The following is a 15,131-nucleotide window of genomic DNA, read 5'->3' as shown; positions in this document are numbered from 1 at the left end:
CGCACCGTACCTGGGCAAGCGCCTCAACAGCGCGCCCTGAGGCTGTGCCGAAAGCACAGTGCTTGACCCACTTTCGGGCACGTTGTATTACCTGGGACTTGGCGCGCGGCAGTCTGGAACGCACATGCGCGCGCATTGGTATAAGCCTTGCTGCTTATCAAGTCTCACGGTTTGACGACGGAGTGTTGCCCAATGCGAGACCAACCTGCCAAACGCGCCCTGCCGGTACGCAGCAGCGTGATGAATGCCCAAAACGCAGTGGTCGGTCTGCGCGGCCGGGACCTGCTATCCACCCTGCGAGGCCTGGCCCTGCAAGGAATCAAGCAACCCATTCACAGCGCCCGGCATGTCGCCGCGCTGGGTGGTCAACTGGGCCGCGTGCTGATGGGCGACAAGCCGTTCAAGGTCAACCCGCAAGACCCGCGCTTCGCTGACCCGACCTGGCGTGACAATCCAATCTATAGCCGCAGCCTGCAAGCCTATATGGCCTGCCAGAAACAGCTGAACAACTGGATCGACGAGAGCAACCTGGATGCCGACGACCGCGCCCGCGCGCGCTTTGTCGCCACTCTGCTGGGCGATGCCCTGGCCCCCAGCAACACCCTGCTTAACCCGCAGGTGATCAAGGAGTTGTTCAACACCGGCGGCAGTAGCCTGCTCAAGGGCGTGACGCATCTGTTCGATGACCTGGTGAATAACGACGGCATGCCCAGCCAGGTCAGCAAGAAGGCGTTCGAAGTCGGCCGCAACCTGGCCACCACCAACGGCGCCGTGGTGTTTCGCAGCGAGCTGCTGGAGCTGATTCAGTACAAGCCGATGAGCGAAAAACAGTACGCCAAGCCGCTGCTGATCGTGCCGCCGCAAATCAACAAGTTCTACATCTTCGACCTCTCCAGCGAGAAGAGCTTCGTTCAGTACGCCTTGAAAAACGGCCTGCAGGTCTTTGTCATCAGTTGGCGTAACCCCGATCCACGGCACCGCGAGTGGGGCTTGTCGAGCTACGTGGAAGCACTTGAAGTCGCCATCGACGCCTGCCGTGAGATCACCGGTAGCAAGGACGTCAACCTGCTCGGCGCCTGCGCCGGCGGCCTGACCATTGCCGCCTTGCAGGGCCACCTGCAAGCCAAGCGTCAGCTGCGCAAGGTGGCCAGTGCCACCTATATGGTCAGCCTGCTGGACAGTCAGATCGACAGCCCGGCCATGCTATTTGCCGACGAGCTGACGCTTGAGGCCGCCAAGCGCCGCTCCTATCAGCAGGGCGTACTGGATGGCCGCGATATGGCGCGCGTGTTCGCCTGGATGCGCCCGAATGATCTGATCTGGAATTACTGGATCAACAACTACCTGCTCGGCAAGCAGCCACCGGCCTTCGATATCCTCTACTGGAACAACGACAACACCCGCCTGCCGGCTGCCCTGCATGGCGACCTGATCGACTTCTTCAAGCACAACCCGCTGACCCATCCACGCGGCCTGGAAGTCTGCGGCACGCCGGTCGATCTACAGAAGGTCACGGTGGACAGTTTCAGCGTTGCCGGGATCAACGACCACATCACGCCCTGGGATGCAGTGTATCGCTCGACCCTGCTACTGGGCGGTGACCGGCGTTTTATCCTATCCAACAGCGGGCATATTCAGAGCATTCTCAACCCGCCGGGCAACCCCAAATCCAACTACCTGGAAAACCCCAAACTCACCGGCGACCCGCGCGCCTGGTACCACGACGCCAAGCACGTACAAGGCAGTTGGTGGCCGGTATGGTTAAGCTGGATGCAGGAACGCTCGGGCGAGCAAAAGGACACCCAGATGGCACTCGGCAACCGCCACTACCCAGCTATGGAAGCAGCTCCCGGCACCTATGTGCATGTGCGCTAAAACGCCAAGCTACGCATGATCAGACTGGCCGCAAGCTATTGCGGCCAGGTATCGTCAGCCTTCCCGCGGCCAGAATAAGAAGACCGGATGAAAACCCGCGACAGAATCCTGGAATGTGCCCTGCTGCTGTTCAACCAGAAGGGCGAGCCAAATGTTTCAACCCTGGAAATCGCCAACGAACTGGGCATCAGCCCGGGCAACCTGTACTACCACTTCCACGGCAAGGAGCCGCTGATCCTCGGCCTGTTCGAGCGCTTTCAAGCCGAGCTCGCGCCGCTGCTATCGCCGCCAGAAGACGTGCAGTTGGATGTAGAAGACTACTGGCTGTTTCTGCACCTGATCGTCGAGCGCCTGGCGCACTACCGCTTCCTGTTCCAGGACCTATCCAACCTAACCAGCCGCCTGCCGAAACTGGAACGCGGTATACGCCACTGGCTCAACAGCTTGAAACGCACCTTGGCCGAACTGCTTGCACAACTGCAGCTCGATGGCCAGTTGCACAGCGATACACAGGCGCTGGGCCAGCTGGTTGAGCAAATCACTCTAACCCTGCTTTTTTCGCTGGACTACCAACGCATCATCGGCCGCGAAGCCGAGAGTCGCCTAGTGGTCTATCAGGTCATGATGCTGGTGGCCCCGCACCTGGCCGAAGAATCACGCTACGCCGCCGAACACCTGGCGCAGCGCTACCTGGAAGATTAACCCGCACGTATAAACGCAAACGCCCGGCACTTGGCCGGGCGTTTGCGTTGACTGCTGCGCGTCTTACGACTGGGCGGCAGGTGTCACGGGTGCAGCAGGTGCAGCGGCCGGCGCAGGTGCAGCAGCTACAGGAGCAGCAGCTGGTTTGGCAACTGCAGGCTTAGCTGCGGCCGGCTTGGCTGGCGCCTTGGCGGCTGGTTTAGCAGCTGGCTTGGCAGCAGCTTTCGCCGCTGGTTTGGCAGCAGGCTTAGCGGCGGCTTTGACAGCAGGTTTAGCTGCTGGTTTGGCCGCAGCCTTGGCTACCGGTTTAGCGGCAGGCTTGGCAGCAGCTTTGGTCGCAGGCTTAGCAGCTGGTTTAGCTGCGGCTTTGGCAACCGGCTTGGCCGCAGGTTTAGCAGCAGGCTTGGCAGCCACCTTCTTGACCGCCGGTTTGACCGACTTGACCGAAACGCCGGTCAGTTGCTCGATCTGCTTGGTAAGGCTTTCAACCTTGGCGTTGAGCGCTTTCACTTCGTTGCGGCTCGGTACACCAAGACGCGAAATGGCATTGTTCAGACGCTTGTCGAAGGCTTCTTCCAGCTCGCCCCACTTGCCAATAGCCTTGCCTCTTACTTCATCGACTTTCGATTTGGCAGTGTCTACCTTCGAACCCACATTGGTCTTCACTGCGCCAACTTGCTTGTCGACTTCGGTCTTGGCTTGCTTCTCAGCTTTTTCGCCATCCTTGACCAGCGTGTCGAACAGCTTGTTGCCGTCCTTGCTGACCTTGGAGTAGGCACCCAAACCAGCCAACCAGATTTGACGCGAGTATTTTTCTACTTCGCCGATCCAGGAAGTGGTTTGCTTTTCGGTTTTCTTTTTGACAGCCATCCTGCTCTCCTTACTTGGTACGCGCGACGTGCTCGAGCAACGCGCTCAGCTCATCCAGCTTAGCAGAGAGTGCTTCAACATCCTGCTTGGAAGGGATACCAATGCGGTTCAGTGCGCTGGCTACACGGTTATCGAAGGCTTTCTCGATTTTGTCGATCTGCACTTCAAACTTGCCTTTCACGCTGCTGACATTGCTGGTGACAGTGCTCTTAACGCTGTCGATCTGGCTGTTGGCTGCTTCAACTTGTTCGTTGACCAGTTTTTTGCCTTGTTTTTCAACGCCTTCGCCGCTCTTCACGAGTTCTTTGAAGTACTCGGAACCTTCCTGACCGGCTTTGGCGTAAGCGCCCAGACCTGCCAGCCAGATTTTGCGGGCGTAAACTTTTGCGTCGCTCAGCACGCTGCTGGTTTCTTCAACGACGGCTTTCTTTTTAACGGCAACTTTCGACATGGTGCACCTCACTCTAAGTGTTTCGAGGAAACGCCCACGGAATGCAGGCTTAGGAGCACGGTATCGATGAAAATTAGAAACCGCATACTAAGCGTAAGAAAAAACTGCCTGGAGCAGTTTTTAACGTCGCGCAGCGACGGCCCGCAGGGTGGCCGCCAGGGATGGCAGGCCATCAAAAATTGCCAAGGGCAATTCTAAACAGCACCTCAAGCCTGCAGATTCTTGTCCAGCACCTCTTCAATCTCACGCTTGATGCTGCTGCTCATCGCCGACAACAACAGCCCCAGACTGAGCTGCACGCGCACGCTGTGCTCATGCACTTCAATACGCCCATCCGCACCGCTGCGCTTGAACTCCAGGTTGTCGCCGTTCCAGCGATAACGCACGTCGTACTCGCGCGCCAGACGCTCGGCCAATTGCTCGGCTTTTTCCCGGGCGGCTTCGCGCCCCAGGGAGTGGGGACGTTCGATGGTGATCTTGGCCATGGCATTTCTCCTCGCCAGTTAACTGCGACCTTAAGTCGCTGCGACTATAGCAAGGCTACAGGCCGCAAGCTGCAAGCAACTCCCGCATTCAGTAGGCCGCACAACTTTGTTGTTTGCCGCGCAAGGCCCAAACCCAGCGGGGCTTTTTGGGTTTAGAATGGCCGCCACTTTAGATGCAGCCTCTGTGTTTTAGGAAAGGCCACGATGAACGATCCGCGCAAGAGCAGCGACAGCGAACCCACCACGCACTTTGGTTTCCAGAGCGTGCCGGAAAGCCAGAAGGCGGAGAAAGTCGCCGAAGTGTTCCACTCCGTGGCGGCCAAATACGACCTGATGAACGACGTGCTGTCCGGCGGTATGCACCGCCTGTGGAAGCGCTTCACTATCGAACTGTCTGGTGTGCGCAGCGGTAACCGGGTGCTGGATATCGCCGGTGGCACGGGCGACCTGACCCGCAAATTCTCCAGCCTGGTCGGCCCGACCGGCGAAGTGGTGCTGGCCGACATCAACGAATCGATGCTGCGCGTCGGCCGTGATCGCCTGCTCGACAAGGGCGTGGCCGGCAATGTCAGCTTCGTTCAGGCCGATGCGGAAAAACTGCCGTTCCCGGACAATCATTTCGATGTGGTGACCATCGCCTTCGGTCTGCGCAATGTGACGCATAAGGAAGACGCCATCCGTTCGATGCTACGCGTTCTCAAGCCCGGCGGCCGCCTGCTGATATTGGAGTTCTCCAAACCGTCCAGCCCGTTGCTGTCGAAGTTCTACGACGCTTACTCGTTCAAGTTCATGCCGCTGGCCGGCAAGCTGATCACCAACGACGCCGAGAGCTACCGCTACCTGGCCGAGTCGATCCGTATGCACCCGGATCAGGACACACTCAAGGCGATGATGGTTGAAGCCGGCTTCGAGCGTGTGACCTTCCACAACATGACCGGCGGCATCGTCGCCCTGCACCGCGGCATCAAGCCCTGATGATCCTCACCGGGCTACTGGCCGGGGTCGAACTCGGCCTCAATCGCGTATTGGCCATGGACAGCACCGCGCTGCCACGCCTGGCGCGCTTGAGCGGCCGGGTGATTGCCGTCGAATGCGCCGCACCCAATCTGCAGCTGTTTATATTGCCCAGCGCCAGCGGCCTGCAATTAGCCGCACAGTGGGCAGGCGAAGCTGACTGCCACCTGCGCGCACCCGCCGCCAGCCTGCTGCGCCTGGCCACCAGCAAGGACAAGACCAGCATCCTGCATAGCCCGGACGTCAGTCTGGATGGCGACAGCGCCGCCCTGCTGGAGCTGGCCGGAATCCTTCAGGACCTTGAACTGGACTGGGAGTACGAACTGTCGCGTTGGCTCGGCCCGATCGGTAGCCAGCTGCTCGGCGGCCATTTGCGCAGCCGCGTCAGCTGGACCAGCCAGACCCTCGACAGCCTGCGCTTGAACCTGGCCGATTACCTCAGCGAAGAATCCCGCAGCCTGGTCGGCCAGCGCGAAGCCGATGCGCGCTTCGCCGAACTGGACCACCTTAAGCTGTCCCTCGACCGACTCGACGCGCGCATCGAGCGCTTCGCCCAACGCCATAAGCCCATCGCATGAAGCTGCTTGCCGTTCGTCGCCTGTTACGTATCCAGCGCGTAGTCATCCGCTACCAGCTGGACGACCTGTTATTTGCCCTGCCGCTGCCCTTATGGGCGCGCGTGCTGCGCTATGTTTTGCCCTGGCGCTGGCTGCCACGCCGCGACTTGTTGCTGTCGCGCGGTGCACGCCTGCGCCTGGCGCTGGAGGAACTGGGGCCGATCTTTATCAAGTTTGGCCAGCTGCTTTCCACCCGCCGCGACCTGTTGCCGACCGATATCGCCGATGAGCTGGCCAAGTTGCAAGACCAGGTACCACCCTTCGACCCCGCGCAATCGCAGGCGCTGATCGAGTCCCAGTTGGGGGCCAAGGTCAGCGAGGTGTTTGCCCGCTTTGACGCTCAACCACTGGCCTCGGCCTCCGTCGCCCAGGTGCATGCCGCGCAGCTGAAAAGCGGCGAAGAAGTGGTGGTCAAGGTGATTCGTCCGGGTCTGAAACCGGTAATCGAACAGGACATCGCCTGGCTGTTCCTGCTGGCCAAACTGGCCGAGCGCGCCTCCGCCGATGCCCGCCGACTGCGTCCGGTGGAAGTGGTCAGCGACTACGAAAAGACCATCTACGACGAACTCGACCTGCTGCGCGAGGCCGCCAACGCCAGCCAGCTGCGGCGCAACTTTGAAGGCTCGCCGCTGCTCTATGTGCCGCAGGTGTACTGGGACTATTGCCGGCCGAAAGTGCTGGTGATGGAGCGCATCTACGGTATTCAGGTCACCGACCTGGAAACCCTGGCCGACCAGCGCACCGATATGAAACTGCTGGCCGAGCGTGGCGTGGAGATTTTCTTCACCCAGGTGTTCCGCGACAGCTTCTTCCACGCCGACATGCACCCCGGCAATATCTTCGTCAGTACCCGCACGCCTTGGAACCCGCAGTACATCGCCATCGACTGCGGCATTATCGGCAGCCTTACCGCCGAAGATCAGGACTACCTGGCGCGCAACCTGATTGCCTTCTTCAAGCGCGATTACCGTCGTGTGGCGCAGTTGCATATCGACTCTGGCTGGGTGCCGGCAGAAACCAAGATCAATGACTTCGAGGCGGCGATCCGCACGGTGTGCGAGCCGATTTTCGAGAAGCCGCTGAAGGACATCTCCTTTGGCCAGGTGCTGCTGCGCCTGTTCCAAACCGCGCGACGCTTCAATATGGAAGTGCAGCCGCAGCTGGTGCTGCTGCAAAAAACCCTGCTGAATATCGAAGGCCTGGGCCGCCAGCTGTACCCCGATCTGGATCTGTGGAGCACCGCCCAGCCGTTCCTCGAGCGCTGGATGCGTGAGCGCATCAGCCCACTGCAGTTGCTGCGCAACCTGCAACTGCAGGCCGAGCAAGTCCCGCACCTGTCGCAGATCGCCCGTGAAACCCTGGAACGTCTCAACCAGCAACCGGCCAGCCGTCAGCAACAGCCTGCGCCAAGCCGCCAATGGCCGGTTCGTTTGCTCGGCGCAGCACTGATCGGCGGTGCCGCCAGCCAGGGCCTGCTGCTGAGCCTGGTGGCCTGGCCGAGCTGGCTGATGCTCGCCGGCGGCCTCTATCTGGTACTGCGCCGATAGCCACACCGGGTGCGCACTGGCACACTAGCTTTCCGAATCAGACAGCCCGATATGGGCGGAACTTGCAATGAATGACTGGCTCGACGAAATCAACTGGAACGCGGACGGCCTGGTGCCGGCCATCGCCCAGGACCACAAAACCGGCCGCGTGCTGATGATGGCCTGGATGAACCGTGAAGCCCTGGCCCTGACCGCCACCGAGCAGCGCGCCATCTACTGGTCACGCTCGCGTGGCAAGCTGTGGCGCAAGGGCGAGGAGTCCGGCCATGTGCAAAAGCTGCACGAACTGCGTCTGGACTGCGATGCTGACGTGATCATCCTGATGGTCGAGCAACTGGGCGGCATCGCCTGCCACACCGGCCGCGAAAGCTGCTTCTACCGGGTGTACGACAACGCCGAGTGGAAAACCGTCGACGCGGTGCTAAAAGACCCGCACGCCATCTATGCCGCAGGACACAACCATGAGTGACACGGCCATGACCGACACCCTCAGCCGCCTGGCCGACGTGCTGGAGTCGCGCAAAGGCGCGGCTGCCGACAGTTCGTATGTCGCCAGCCTATACCACAAGGGCCTGAACAAGATTCTGGAAAAGGTCGGTGAAGAGTCGGTGGAAACCATCCTCGCCGCCAAGGATGCTGCCGTCAGCGGTGACTGCAGCGATGTAATTTATGAAACCGCCGACCTGTGGTTCCACAGCCTGGTCATGCTCGCCGCACTCGGCCAGCATCCTCAGGCGGTACTGGACGAACTGGACCGGCGTTTCGGCTTGTCCGGGCACGCGGAAAAAGCCTCGCGCCCGCAAAACTGATCAACCTCTTACTACGGAGTACGCGTTATGGGATTCGGTGGCATTAGCATCTGGCAACTGGTGATCATCCTGTTGATCGTGGTCATGCTGTTCGGCACCAAGCGCCTTAAAGGCCTGGGCTCCGATCTCGGTGATGCGATCAAGGGCTTCAAGAAATCCATGGGCAGCGAAGAAGAAAAGCCGGCCGTGGAAGAGCCAAAGGGCCAGACCATCGATGCCCAAGCGCGCAAGGTCGAAGAACCGGCGAAAAAAGACTAAGCCATGTTCGATATCGGCTTTACCGAGTTGCTGCTGATCGCCGTGGTAGCCCTGGTAGTCCTAGGGCCTGATCGTCTGCCCGGTGCAGTTCGCACTGCCGGTTTGTGGATCGGTCGGATCAAGCGCAGCTTCAGTGCGATCAAGGCAGAGGTTGAGCGTGAGATTGGCGCGGATGAAATTCGCCGCCAGCTGCATAATGAGCAGATCCTCGAGCTTGAGCGGGAAATGAACGCGATGAAGCAAAACCTCAACGCACCGCTCAGCACCCTCACTGAACCCAGCCCTGCCGCGCCCCCCGCAGCAGAGCCGGCTACCACCACTGATAGCAGCACCCGCCAGGATAAAAGCCCGCAGCCATGAGCCAACGACCGGACAGCGATCAGGAAATGCCCCTGGTCTCCCACCTGACCGAACTGCGCACACGCCTGCTACGTATTGTGGCGGCGGTCTTCGCGTTGTTTGCCGGGCTGTTCTATTTCTCCCAGGACATCTACGCGCTGGTCGCCGCGCCGTTGCGCGCCTACCTACCGGAAGGTGCGACCATGATCGCCACAGGGGTGGCCTCGCCGTTCCTCACGCCGTTCAAGCTGACGCTGATGGTCGCGCTGTTTCTGGCGATTCCTATCATCCTGCATCAGATCTGGGGCTTTATCGCACCGGGGCTGTACAAGCATGAAAAGCGCATCGCCGTACCGCTGCTGATATCCAGCATTCTGCTGTTCTACGCGGGCATGGCCTTCGCCTACTTCGTGGTATTCCCGATCATGTTCGGCTTCTTCGCCAGCGTGACCCCGGAAGGCGTGGAGATGATGACCGATATCGGTCAGTACCTGGATTTCGTCCTGACCCTGTTCTTTGCCTTCGGCGTGGCGTTCGAGATCCCGATTGCCACCTTTCTGCTGATCTGGATCGGCGTTGTCGATGTCGCCACCCTGCGTAAAAGCCGACCCTATGTAGTCGTTGGCTGCTTTGTCGTCGGCATGGTGTTGACCCCGCCGGATGTGTTCTCGCAGACCCTGCTGGCATTGCCCATGTGGCTGCTGTTTGAAGCCGGCCTGCTGTGCGGCAGCCTGGTCAAGCGCCGCGCCGATGAGGAAGCAGCGGCTGAAGCCGACAGCGCCTCCAACGATCAGCCGCCCGCCGCACAACCGTGAACCTGCTGCTCCTCGAAGACGGCGACTTTATCGCCGCTGACCGCGTGCTGCTAAGCGGCCGCCGCCTCAAGCATCTGCATGAAGTGCACCGCGCCGAAGCTGGCGACAGCCTGCGCGTTGGCCGGCTGAATGGCGCAATGGGCAGCGGCCAGTTACTGCGCCTGGATGCCGAGCAGGCCGAGCTTGTCGTGCAACTCGACCAAGCGCCGCCTGAAAAACTGCCACTGACCCTGCTGCTCGCCTTGCCCCGGCCGAAGATGCTGCGGCGCGTGCTGCAAACCGTCAGCAGCATGGGCGTACCTCGGCTGATTCTGCTGAACAGCTACCGGGTAGAGAAAAGCTTCTGGCAGACGCCCTTCCTCGAACCGGCGGCGATTCGCGAACAGCTGATCCTCGGCCTGGAACAGGCCCGCGATACCGTATTGCCGGAAGTCATTATCGAGAAACGCTTCAAGCCCTTTGTCGAAGACCAGCTGCCCAGCATCGCCGCCGGCACAATGGGCCTGGTCGGCCATCCTGGCGACTACCCGGCCTGCCCACGTGCCGTCGAACAGGCCGTCACATTGGCCATCGGGCCGGAAGGCGGCTGGATTCCCTATGAAGTGGACAAGCTGCAGGAAGCTGGCCTGCAGCCGGTGCAACTGGGCGCGCGGATTCTACGAGTCGAGACGGCGGTTACCGCCTTGCTGGCGCGACTGTTCTAAGCGAACACCGACTCCGTAGGAGCGGGCCATGCCCGCGAGTGGTGGTATCGGGGAAAACGCTCGCACGCATGGCGTGCTCCTACAGGTTCTCTCCAACCTCAAGAACGTGCCAGTGCGCCGGCAGTAGCTGGCCCTTGAGCGCAGGCGCCTCCTCCAGCAGAACATCCCTCGGCACCAGCGGCTCACCGCAATCCGAGCACACCAGCACGCCATGCATCGGCTGCCCGCAGCCCCGATGAATATGCCGAATCGGTGCGCCTTCCGCGCCGCTCATATGCTGGTCACCCCAATGCACTAGCGCCATGATGGCCGGGTACAGATCACGGCCCTTGGCGCTCAGGCAATATTCCTCACGCAAGGGCCGCTGCTGATAGGCCACCTTGTCCAGCACCCCGGCTTCCACCAGCTTTTTCAGCCGCTCGGCCAGCACGTGACGGGTAATCCCCAGGCGTTTCTCGAACTCGTCGAAACGGCGGATACCAAGAAAACTTTCGCGCAGCACCAGCAGCGTCCAACGGTCACCCACCACCGACAGGGTGCGGGCCAGGGAGCAGGGTTGTTGCTCAAGTTCTTCCCAACGCATAAACCAGTCTCCAACAGCGACGGCTCACCATAGCTTGACAGGTTCCAAAATGGAACCGACTATCAGGCCAGGTTCCAAAATAGAACTGATGGAGATTGTAATGACCGAACGCAAAGCAATTCTGGTAGTAGGCGCTGGTGATGCCACCGGCAGCGCCATCGCCAAACGCTTCGCCCGCGAGGGCTATGTCGCCTGCGTGGCACGGCGCAATGCCGACAAGCTCGGTACGCTGGTGGCGGATATCGAAGCAGCCGGTGGTACTGCCCGCGCCTTTGGCTGCGATGCGCGAGTCGAAGGGCAGGTGATCGAGCTGTTTACCACCATCGAACGCGAAGTCGGCCCGCTGCATGCCGTGGTGTTCAACATCGGCGCCAATGTGCAATTCTCCATCACTGAAACCACTGAGCGGGTGTATCGCAAAGTCTGGGAAATGGCCGCCCTGGCCGGTTTTCTCACCGGTCGTGAAGCCGCCAAGGTGATGCTGCCGCGCGGCCAGGGCACGATCATCTTTACCGGCGCCACCGCTTCCTTGCGCGGCCGGGCGAATTTTTCCGCCTTCGCCAGCGCCAAGTTCGCCCTGCGCGCCCTGGCCCAAAGCATGGCCCGCGAACTCGGCCCCCAGGGCATCCATGTCGCCCACCCGATCATCGACGGCGCCATCGATACCGCGTTTATCCGCGACACCTTTCCTCAGCTCTATCAGCTCAAGGAACAGGATGGCATCCTCAACCCTGAGCATATCGCCGAGACCTACTGGCAGATCCATTGCCAACCGCGCGATTGTTGGGTGCATGAGCTGGATCTGCGGCCCTGGTCTGAGACGTTCTAGCCGCAGCTGCGCTCGCCCAAGAACAAGACCTCCCGAAGGAGCATGCAATGAGCAAAAGCGTAGAGTTCTTTTTTGATTTCGGTAGCCCAGCCAGCTACCTAGCCTGGACTCAGTTGCCGCGTATTGCCGACAAGGCCGGCGCGCAGATCGTCTGGCGACCGATGCTGCTTGGCGGCGTATTCAAGGCCACCGGTAACCAGTCGCCGGTCATGATTCCGAGCAAGGGCGCCTGGATGCTCAAGGACCTGGCGCGTTTCGCCAGTCACTACGGTGTGCCGATGGCCTTTAGCCCGAGTTTCCCGATCAACACCCTGACGCTGATGCGCGGCGCAGCCGGTTACCAGGGCAGCGAGCGCTTCGAGCACTATCTAAAAACCATCTTCGAAGCGCTGTGGGTGCAACAGAAAGACCTCGGCAAGCCCGAAGTAGTCGCCGAAGTGCTGAGCGCAGCAGGCTTCGAGCCCGCCGAGTTCGAGCGCCTGGTCAGCGACGAAGCAGTCAAGGAACGGCTCAAGGCCACCACCGAAGAGGCGATCAAACGCGGCGTATTTGGCGCGCCGACCTTCTTTATCGGCAGCGAGATGCACTTCGGTCAGGATCGCCTGGACTTCGTCGCCGAAGCCCTGGCGCGCTAGCAGGTAGTTTTCAGCGGCCTGCTAGCTCTACAGCAGAAAGGTCACCGGCCCGTCATTGATCAGATGCACCTGCATATCGGCACCGAATTGGCCGGTGGCAACCTGCGGGTGTTTGCTGCGGGCCTGAGTAACCAGCAGGTCGAACAGTTCCGCGCCCAGCGCTGGTGGCGCAGCACTGGAAAAGCTTGGGCGCAGGCCACTCTTGGTGTCGGCGGCCAGGGTGAATTGCGAGACCAGCAGCAAGCCGCCACCAATATCGCTGAGCGACAGATTCATCTTGCCGGCCGTATCGCTGAAAACGCGGTAATTGAGCAGTTTGTGCAGGATTTTCTCGACGCTGGCCGGAGTGTCCTGCGGCTCAACACCGACCAGCGCCAGCAGGCCCTGATCAATCGCACCGACCACTTCGCCGTCTACTTCTACTCGGGCGCCACGCACCCGCTGAATCAGTGCCTTCATGCTTCGTCCGGCGCCAGGTTGAGCAAGCGATGCGCCAACTCATCAGCGGCGCGCACCAGCGCATCGGTAATCCCGGTTTCCGCTGCCGAATGGCCGGCATCGCGAATGATCTGCAACTCACTGTTCGGCCAGGCCTGATGTAGCGCCCAAGCGTTGTCCAGCGGGCAGATCACGTCATAACGGCCGTGCACGATAACCCCCGGAAGATGGGCGATCTTCGGCATATCACGCAGCAGCTGATCGGTTTCGAGGAAGGCATTGTTGACGAAGTAATGGCATTCGATACGGGCAATCGACAGCGCGCGATGACTGTCGCTGAAACGGTCGACCACCTGCGGGTTGGGGCGCAGGGTGGCGGTGCGGCCTTCCCAGGTCGACCAGGCCTTGGCTGCATGCATCTGGGCGATCTGGTCGGGCCCAGTCAGGCGTTTGTAGAAGGCCTGTACCAAATTATCCTGCTCATTCGCCGGTATGGGCGCTAGGTAATCTTCCCAATAATCGGGGAACAAACGACTGGCGCCGGCCTGATAGAACCAGCTGATCTCCTGCGGGCGGCAAAGAAAGATGCCGCGCAAGATGAGGCCATGCACACGCTGCGGATGGGTCTGGGCGTAGGCCAGCGCCAAGGTCGAACCCCAGGAGCCGCCGAACAGCACCCACTTATCGATGCCGAGGTGCTCGCGGATCTGCTCCATATCGGCGATCAGCGCCTGAGTGGTGTTGTTTTCCAGGCTCGCGTGCGGGGTGGAACGGCCACAACCACGCTGATCGAACGTGATAACACGATACAGGTTGGGGTCGAAATAGCGCCGGCTAGCAGCGTCGCACCCGGCACCCGGCCCGCCGTGGATGAACACCACAGGCAAGCCATCCGGCGAACCGCTTTCGTCGACATACAGCACGTGCGGCGCCTGCACCGCCAGCTCATGACGGGCGTAGGGTTTAATCTCCGGATACAAGGTCTGCATAGCATGCTCCTGACTTGACCTGAATAATGCGTGGCGTAACGTTGACAGCCTTGCGCAGGACAACTGCAGACGCAACCGCTTGACGCTCTGCCGGGCATCATAACCATGAAAAAGGAGTTCAGCATGCCAACAAGGATATTTGCCTTAGCTTTCCTAATGTTTTGCACCCTACTCACAGGTTGCGGCGCCAAGGACGATCCGCAGGCAGCGCTGGAAGCAGCCGTGCAACAACTGCAGGACAACCTGGAAGCGAAGAACACCAGCGCGGTACTCGACCAGCTGCACCCGCAGTTCTCGGCCCAGGGCGAGTTCGACCGTGAGTGGGCGCAGCGCACCATGTTGCTGCTGTTTATGCGCCACAAGAACGTCGAAGTGCTGGCCCTGAGCAAAGCCAGCTACGTCCACGAAACCTATCGCGAGAAAGGCTTTACCGAGGCCCAGGTTGCCTTGGTCGGCGCCGAAAGCGTGATCCCGGATAGTGCCCGTCATTTCCTTGTGGAAATGGAGTGGTGGCTGGAGGGTGATGAATGGAAGCTGGCGCGCCTGAAGTGGCAATAACGGCCCAGCTACTAATTAAAACAGCCAGGGGATAAACATCCTGCTGCGCTGCATATAGTCGCGATACGCCTCGCCAAACTGCTGCAGACACTCGGCTTCGTCGCGCTTGGCGGTCAGCCAGAGTGCCAGGCTGGCCAGCAGTGCCAGCGCCAGACTCAAGCCATTGGGTTGCTTGCAGGCCACGCCCCAAGCCAGCAACAGCAACGAGGCGTACAGCGGATGGCGGATAACGCGGAAGATGCCGCTAGTCACCAGTTGCGAGGTGCGCTCGAAAGCGAATAGCTCGGCGTCCGTGCGCTGCCCATCAGGGCGCCCCATACGGCGTAGCTGATAGAGGCCGGTAAACAGCAGCAGCAAGGATGCAAACAGCAGCGCCCAGGACAGACGCTGATGCAGGGCAAAGCGGTCGACAAACCAGACCGGCCCGTTCAGCACCAGCAAAGCCAGAATCGCCTCCCAGGCGAAGAACCGGTAAAAGCCGTGAGACTGCGGCCGTAGCAGTACCCGCCAGGACAGCGCCAGCAGCAGCAGTGTACCCAGCGCAAAAGCCAACCCCTGCAACCACACCATAAAGCCGTCTCCTACTCTGTCCGTTAGCCCTTCAAGGCCAGGC

The 15,131-nt window shown here is 60.6% G+C and carries 21 protein-coding genes; 14 read left to right on the top strand and 7 right to left on the bottom strand.

Annotation, left to right across the window (positions count from 1 at the left end):
* The first annotated feature begins 192 nt into the window (after positions 1-192).
* The gene (gene phaC / locus AACX99_RS10885; RefSeq protein ID WP_339411733.1) at positions 193-1,875 is read left to right on the top strand and encodes a class II poly(R)-hydroxyalkanoic acid synthase; all 1,683 of its coding nucleotides are present in this window, start codon (positions 193-195) and stop codon (positions 1,873-1,875) included.
* An 87-nt stretch (positions 1,876-1,962) separates the two neighbouring features.
* Positions 1,963-2,577, top strand: coding sequence for a TetR/AcrR family transcriptional regulator (locus AACX99_RS10880; RefSeq protein ID WP_339411732.1), 615 nt, complete (start codon positions 1,963-1,965; stop codon positions 2,575-2,577).
* 63 nt (positions 2,578-2,640) lie between these two features.
* Here AACX99_RS10880 and AACX99_RS10875 read toward each other — a convergent pair whose 3' ends face one another.
* The 3 genes from AACX99_RS10875 to AACX99_RS10865 all read right to left on the bottom strand — a co-directional run bounded on the left by AACX99_RS10875 (position 2,641) and on the right by AACX99_RS10865 (position 4,383).
* Positions 2,641-3,447: a phasin family protein gene (locus AACX99_RS10875; protein WP_339411731.1), complete on the bottom strand. Its 807-nt coding sequence runs from the start codon at positions 3,445-3,447 to the stop codon at positions 2,641-2,643.
* Between the two features lie 10 nt (positions 3,448-3,457).
* A complete protein-coding gene (locus tag AACX99_RS10870) occupies positions 3,458-3,898 on the bottom strand; it encodes a phasin family protein (RefSeq protein ID WP_339411730.1) in 441 nt (146 codons plus the stop codon).
* A 206-nt stretch (positions 3,899-4,104) separates the two neighbouring features.
* The gene (locus AACX99_RS10865; RefSeq protein WP_339411729.1) at positions 4,105-4,383 is read right to left on the bottom strand and encodes a polyhydroxyalkanoic acid system family protein; all 279 of its coding nucleotides are present in this window, start codon (positions 4,381-4,383) and stop codon (positions 4,105-4,107) included.
* Between the two features lie 204 nt (positions 4,384-4,587).
* Here AACX99_RS10865 and ubiE point away from each other — a divergent pair, with 204 nt between their 5' ends.
* From ubiE to AACX99_RS10820, 9 genes are all read left to right on the top strand, one after another.
* A complete protein-coding gene (ubiE, locus tag AACX99_RS10860) occupies positions 4,588-5,358 on the top strand; it encodes a bifunctional demethylmenaquinone methyltransferase/2-methoxy-6-polyprenyl-1,4-benzoquinol methylase UbiE (protein WP_090254901.1) in 771 nt (256 codons plus the stop codon).
* Positions 5,358-5,975, top strand: coding sequence for a ubiquinone biosynthesis accessory factor UbiJ (locus AACX99_RS10855; protein WP_339411727.1), 618 nt, complete (start codon positions 5,358-5,360; stop codon positions 5,973-5,975). Before ubiE ends, AACX99_RS10855 begins: the two co-directional genes overlap by 1 nt.
* The gene (ubiB, locus tag AACX99_RS10850) at positions 5,972-7,561 is read left to right on the top strand and encodes a ubiquinone biosynthesis regulatory protein kinase UbiB (RefSeq protein ID WP_339411726.1); all 1,590 of its coding nucleotides are present in this window, start codon (positions 5,972-5,974) and stop codon (positions 7,559-7,561) included. Before AACX99_RS10855 ends, ubiB begins: the two co-directional genes overlap by 4 nt.
* A gap of 67 nt (positions 7,562-7,628) precedes the next feature.
* Positions 7,629-8,030, top strand: coding sequence for a phosphoribosyl-AMP cyclohydrolase (gene hisI / locus AACX99_RS10845; RefSeq protein WP_339411724.1), 402 nt, complete (start codon positions 7,629-7,631; stop codon positions 8,028-8,030).
* Between the two features lie 7 nt (positions 8,031-8,037).
* On the top strand, positions 8,038-8,370 hold the full coding sequence (locus tag AACX99_RS10840; protein WP_304867976.1) for a phosphoribosyl-ATP diphosphatase: 333 nt from the start codon (positions 8,038-8,040) through the stop codon (positions 8,368-8,370).
* Positions 8,371-8,397: 27 nt separating this feature from the next.
* On the top strand, positions 8,398-8,628 hold the full coding sequence (gene tatA, locus AACX99_RS10835) for a twin-arginine translocase TatA/TatE family subunit (protein WP_339411722.1): 231 nt from the start codon (positions 8,398-8,400) through the stop codon (positions 8,626-8,628).
* A gap of 3 nt (positions 8,629-8,631) precedes the next feature.
* Positions 8,632-8,988, top strand: a complete 357-nt coding sequence (gene tatB / locus AACX99_RS10830) for a Sec-independent protein translocase protein TatB (protein WP_339411720.1) — start codon at positions 8,632-8,634, stop codon at positions 8,986-8,988.
* Complete coding sequence (gene tatC, locus AACX99_RS10825) at positions 8,985-9,782, top strand: twin-arginine translocase subunit TatC (RefSeq protein ID WP_339411719.1); 798 nt, start codon at positions 8,985-8,987, stop codon at positions 9,780-9,782. The genes tatB and tatC overlap by 4 nt, the downstream gene beginning before the upstream one ends.
* Positions 9,779-10,486 (top strand): 16S rRNA (uracil(1498)-N(3))-methyltransferase, encoded by a 708-nt coding sequence (locus AACX99_RS10820; protein ID WP_339411717.1) that lies wholly within the window; start codon positions 9,779-9,781, stop codon positions 10,484-10,486. The genes tatC and AACX99_RS10820 overlap by 4 nt, the downstream gene beginning before the upstream one ends.
* Before the next feature lie 79 nt (positions 10,487-10,565).
* Here AACX99_RS10820 and AACX99_RS10815 read toward each other — a convergent pair whose 3' ends face one another.
* Positions 10,566-11,069 carry a winged helix-turn-helix transcriptional regulator gene (locus tag AACX99_RS10815; RefSeq protein ID WP_339411715.1) on the bottom strand — a complete coding sequence of 168 codons (504 nt, stop codon included), beginning with the start codon at positions 11,067-11,069 and terminating at the stop codon, positions 10,566-10,568.
* Between the two features lie 100 nt (positions 11,070-11,169).
* Between AACX99_RS10815 and AACX99_RS10810 the strand changes: the two genes are divergently transcribed.
* The gene (locus AACX99_RS10810; protein WP_339411713.1) at positions 11,170-11,898 is read left to right on the top strand and encodes an SDR family oxidoreductase; all 729 of its coding nucleotides are present in this window, start codon (positions 11,170-11,172) and stop codon (positions 11,896-11,898) included.
* Positions 11,899-11,945: 47 nt separating this feature from the next.
* Positions 11,946-12,533, top strand: coding sequence for a 2-hydroxychromene-2-carboxylate isomerase (locus AACX99_RS10805; protein WP_339411712.1), 588 nt, complete (start codon positions 11,946-11,948; stop codon positions 12,531-12,533).
* A gap of 27 nt (positions 12,534-12,560) precedes the next feature.
* Here the strand turns inward: AACX99_RS10805 and dtd are convergent, their stop codons facing one another.
* Entirely contained in the window at positions 12,561-12,992 is a 432-nt protein-coding gene (gene dtd, locus AACX99_RS10800; RefSeq protein WP_339411710.1) for a D-aminoacyl-tRNA deacylase, read from the bottom strand.
* Positions 12,989-13,960, bottom strand: a complete 972-nt coding sequence (gene pip / locus AACX99_RS10795; RefSeq protein ID WP_339411708.1) for a prolyl aminopeptidase — start codon at positions 13,958-13,960, stop codon at positions 12,989-12,991. The genes dtd and pip overlap by 4 nt, the downstream gene beginning before the upstream one ends.
* A gap of 123 nt (positions 13,961-14,083) precedes the next feature.
* On the opposite strand from pip, the gene AACX99_RS10790 reads away from it, so the two are divergent.
* Positions 14,084-14,518: a hypothetical protein gene (locus tag AACX99_RS10790; RefSeq protein WP_339411706.1), complete on the top strand. Its 435-nt coding sequence runs from the start codon at positions 14,084-14,086 to the stop codon at positions 14,516-14,518.
* 15 nt (positions 14,519-14,533) lie between these two features.
* Here the strand turns inward: AACX99_RS10790 and AACX99_RS10785 are convergent, their stop codons facing one another.
* The gene (locus AACX99_RS10785) at positions 14,534-15,088 is read right to left on the bottom strand and encodes a methyltransferase family protein (RefSeq protein WP_339411705.1); all 555 of its coding nucleotides are present in this window, start codon (positions 15,086-15,088) and stop codon (positions 14,534-14,536) included.
* Positions 15,089-15,131: the final 43 nt, after the last annotated feature.

This window comes from Pseudomonas sp. EA_35y_Pfl2_R5 (genome assembly GCF_963970805.1).
GTDB lineage: Bacteria > Pseudomonadota > Gammaproteobacteria > Pseudomonadales > Pseudomonadaceae > Aquipseudomonas.
This window is presented reverse-complemented; position numbering and strand designations above follow the sequence as displayed.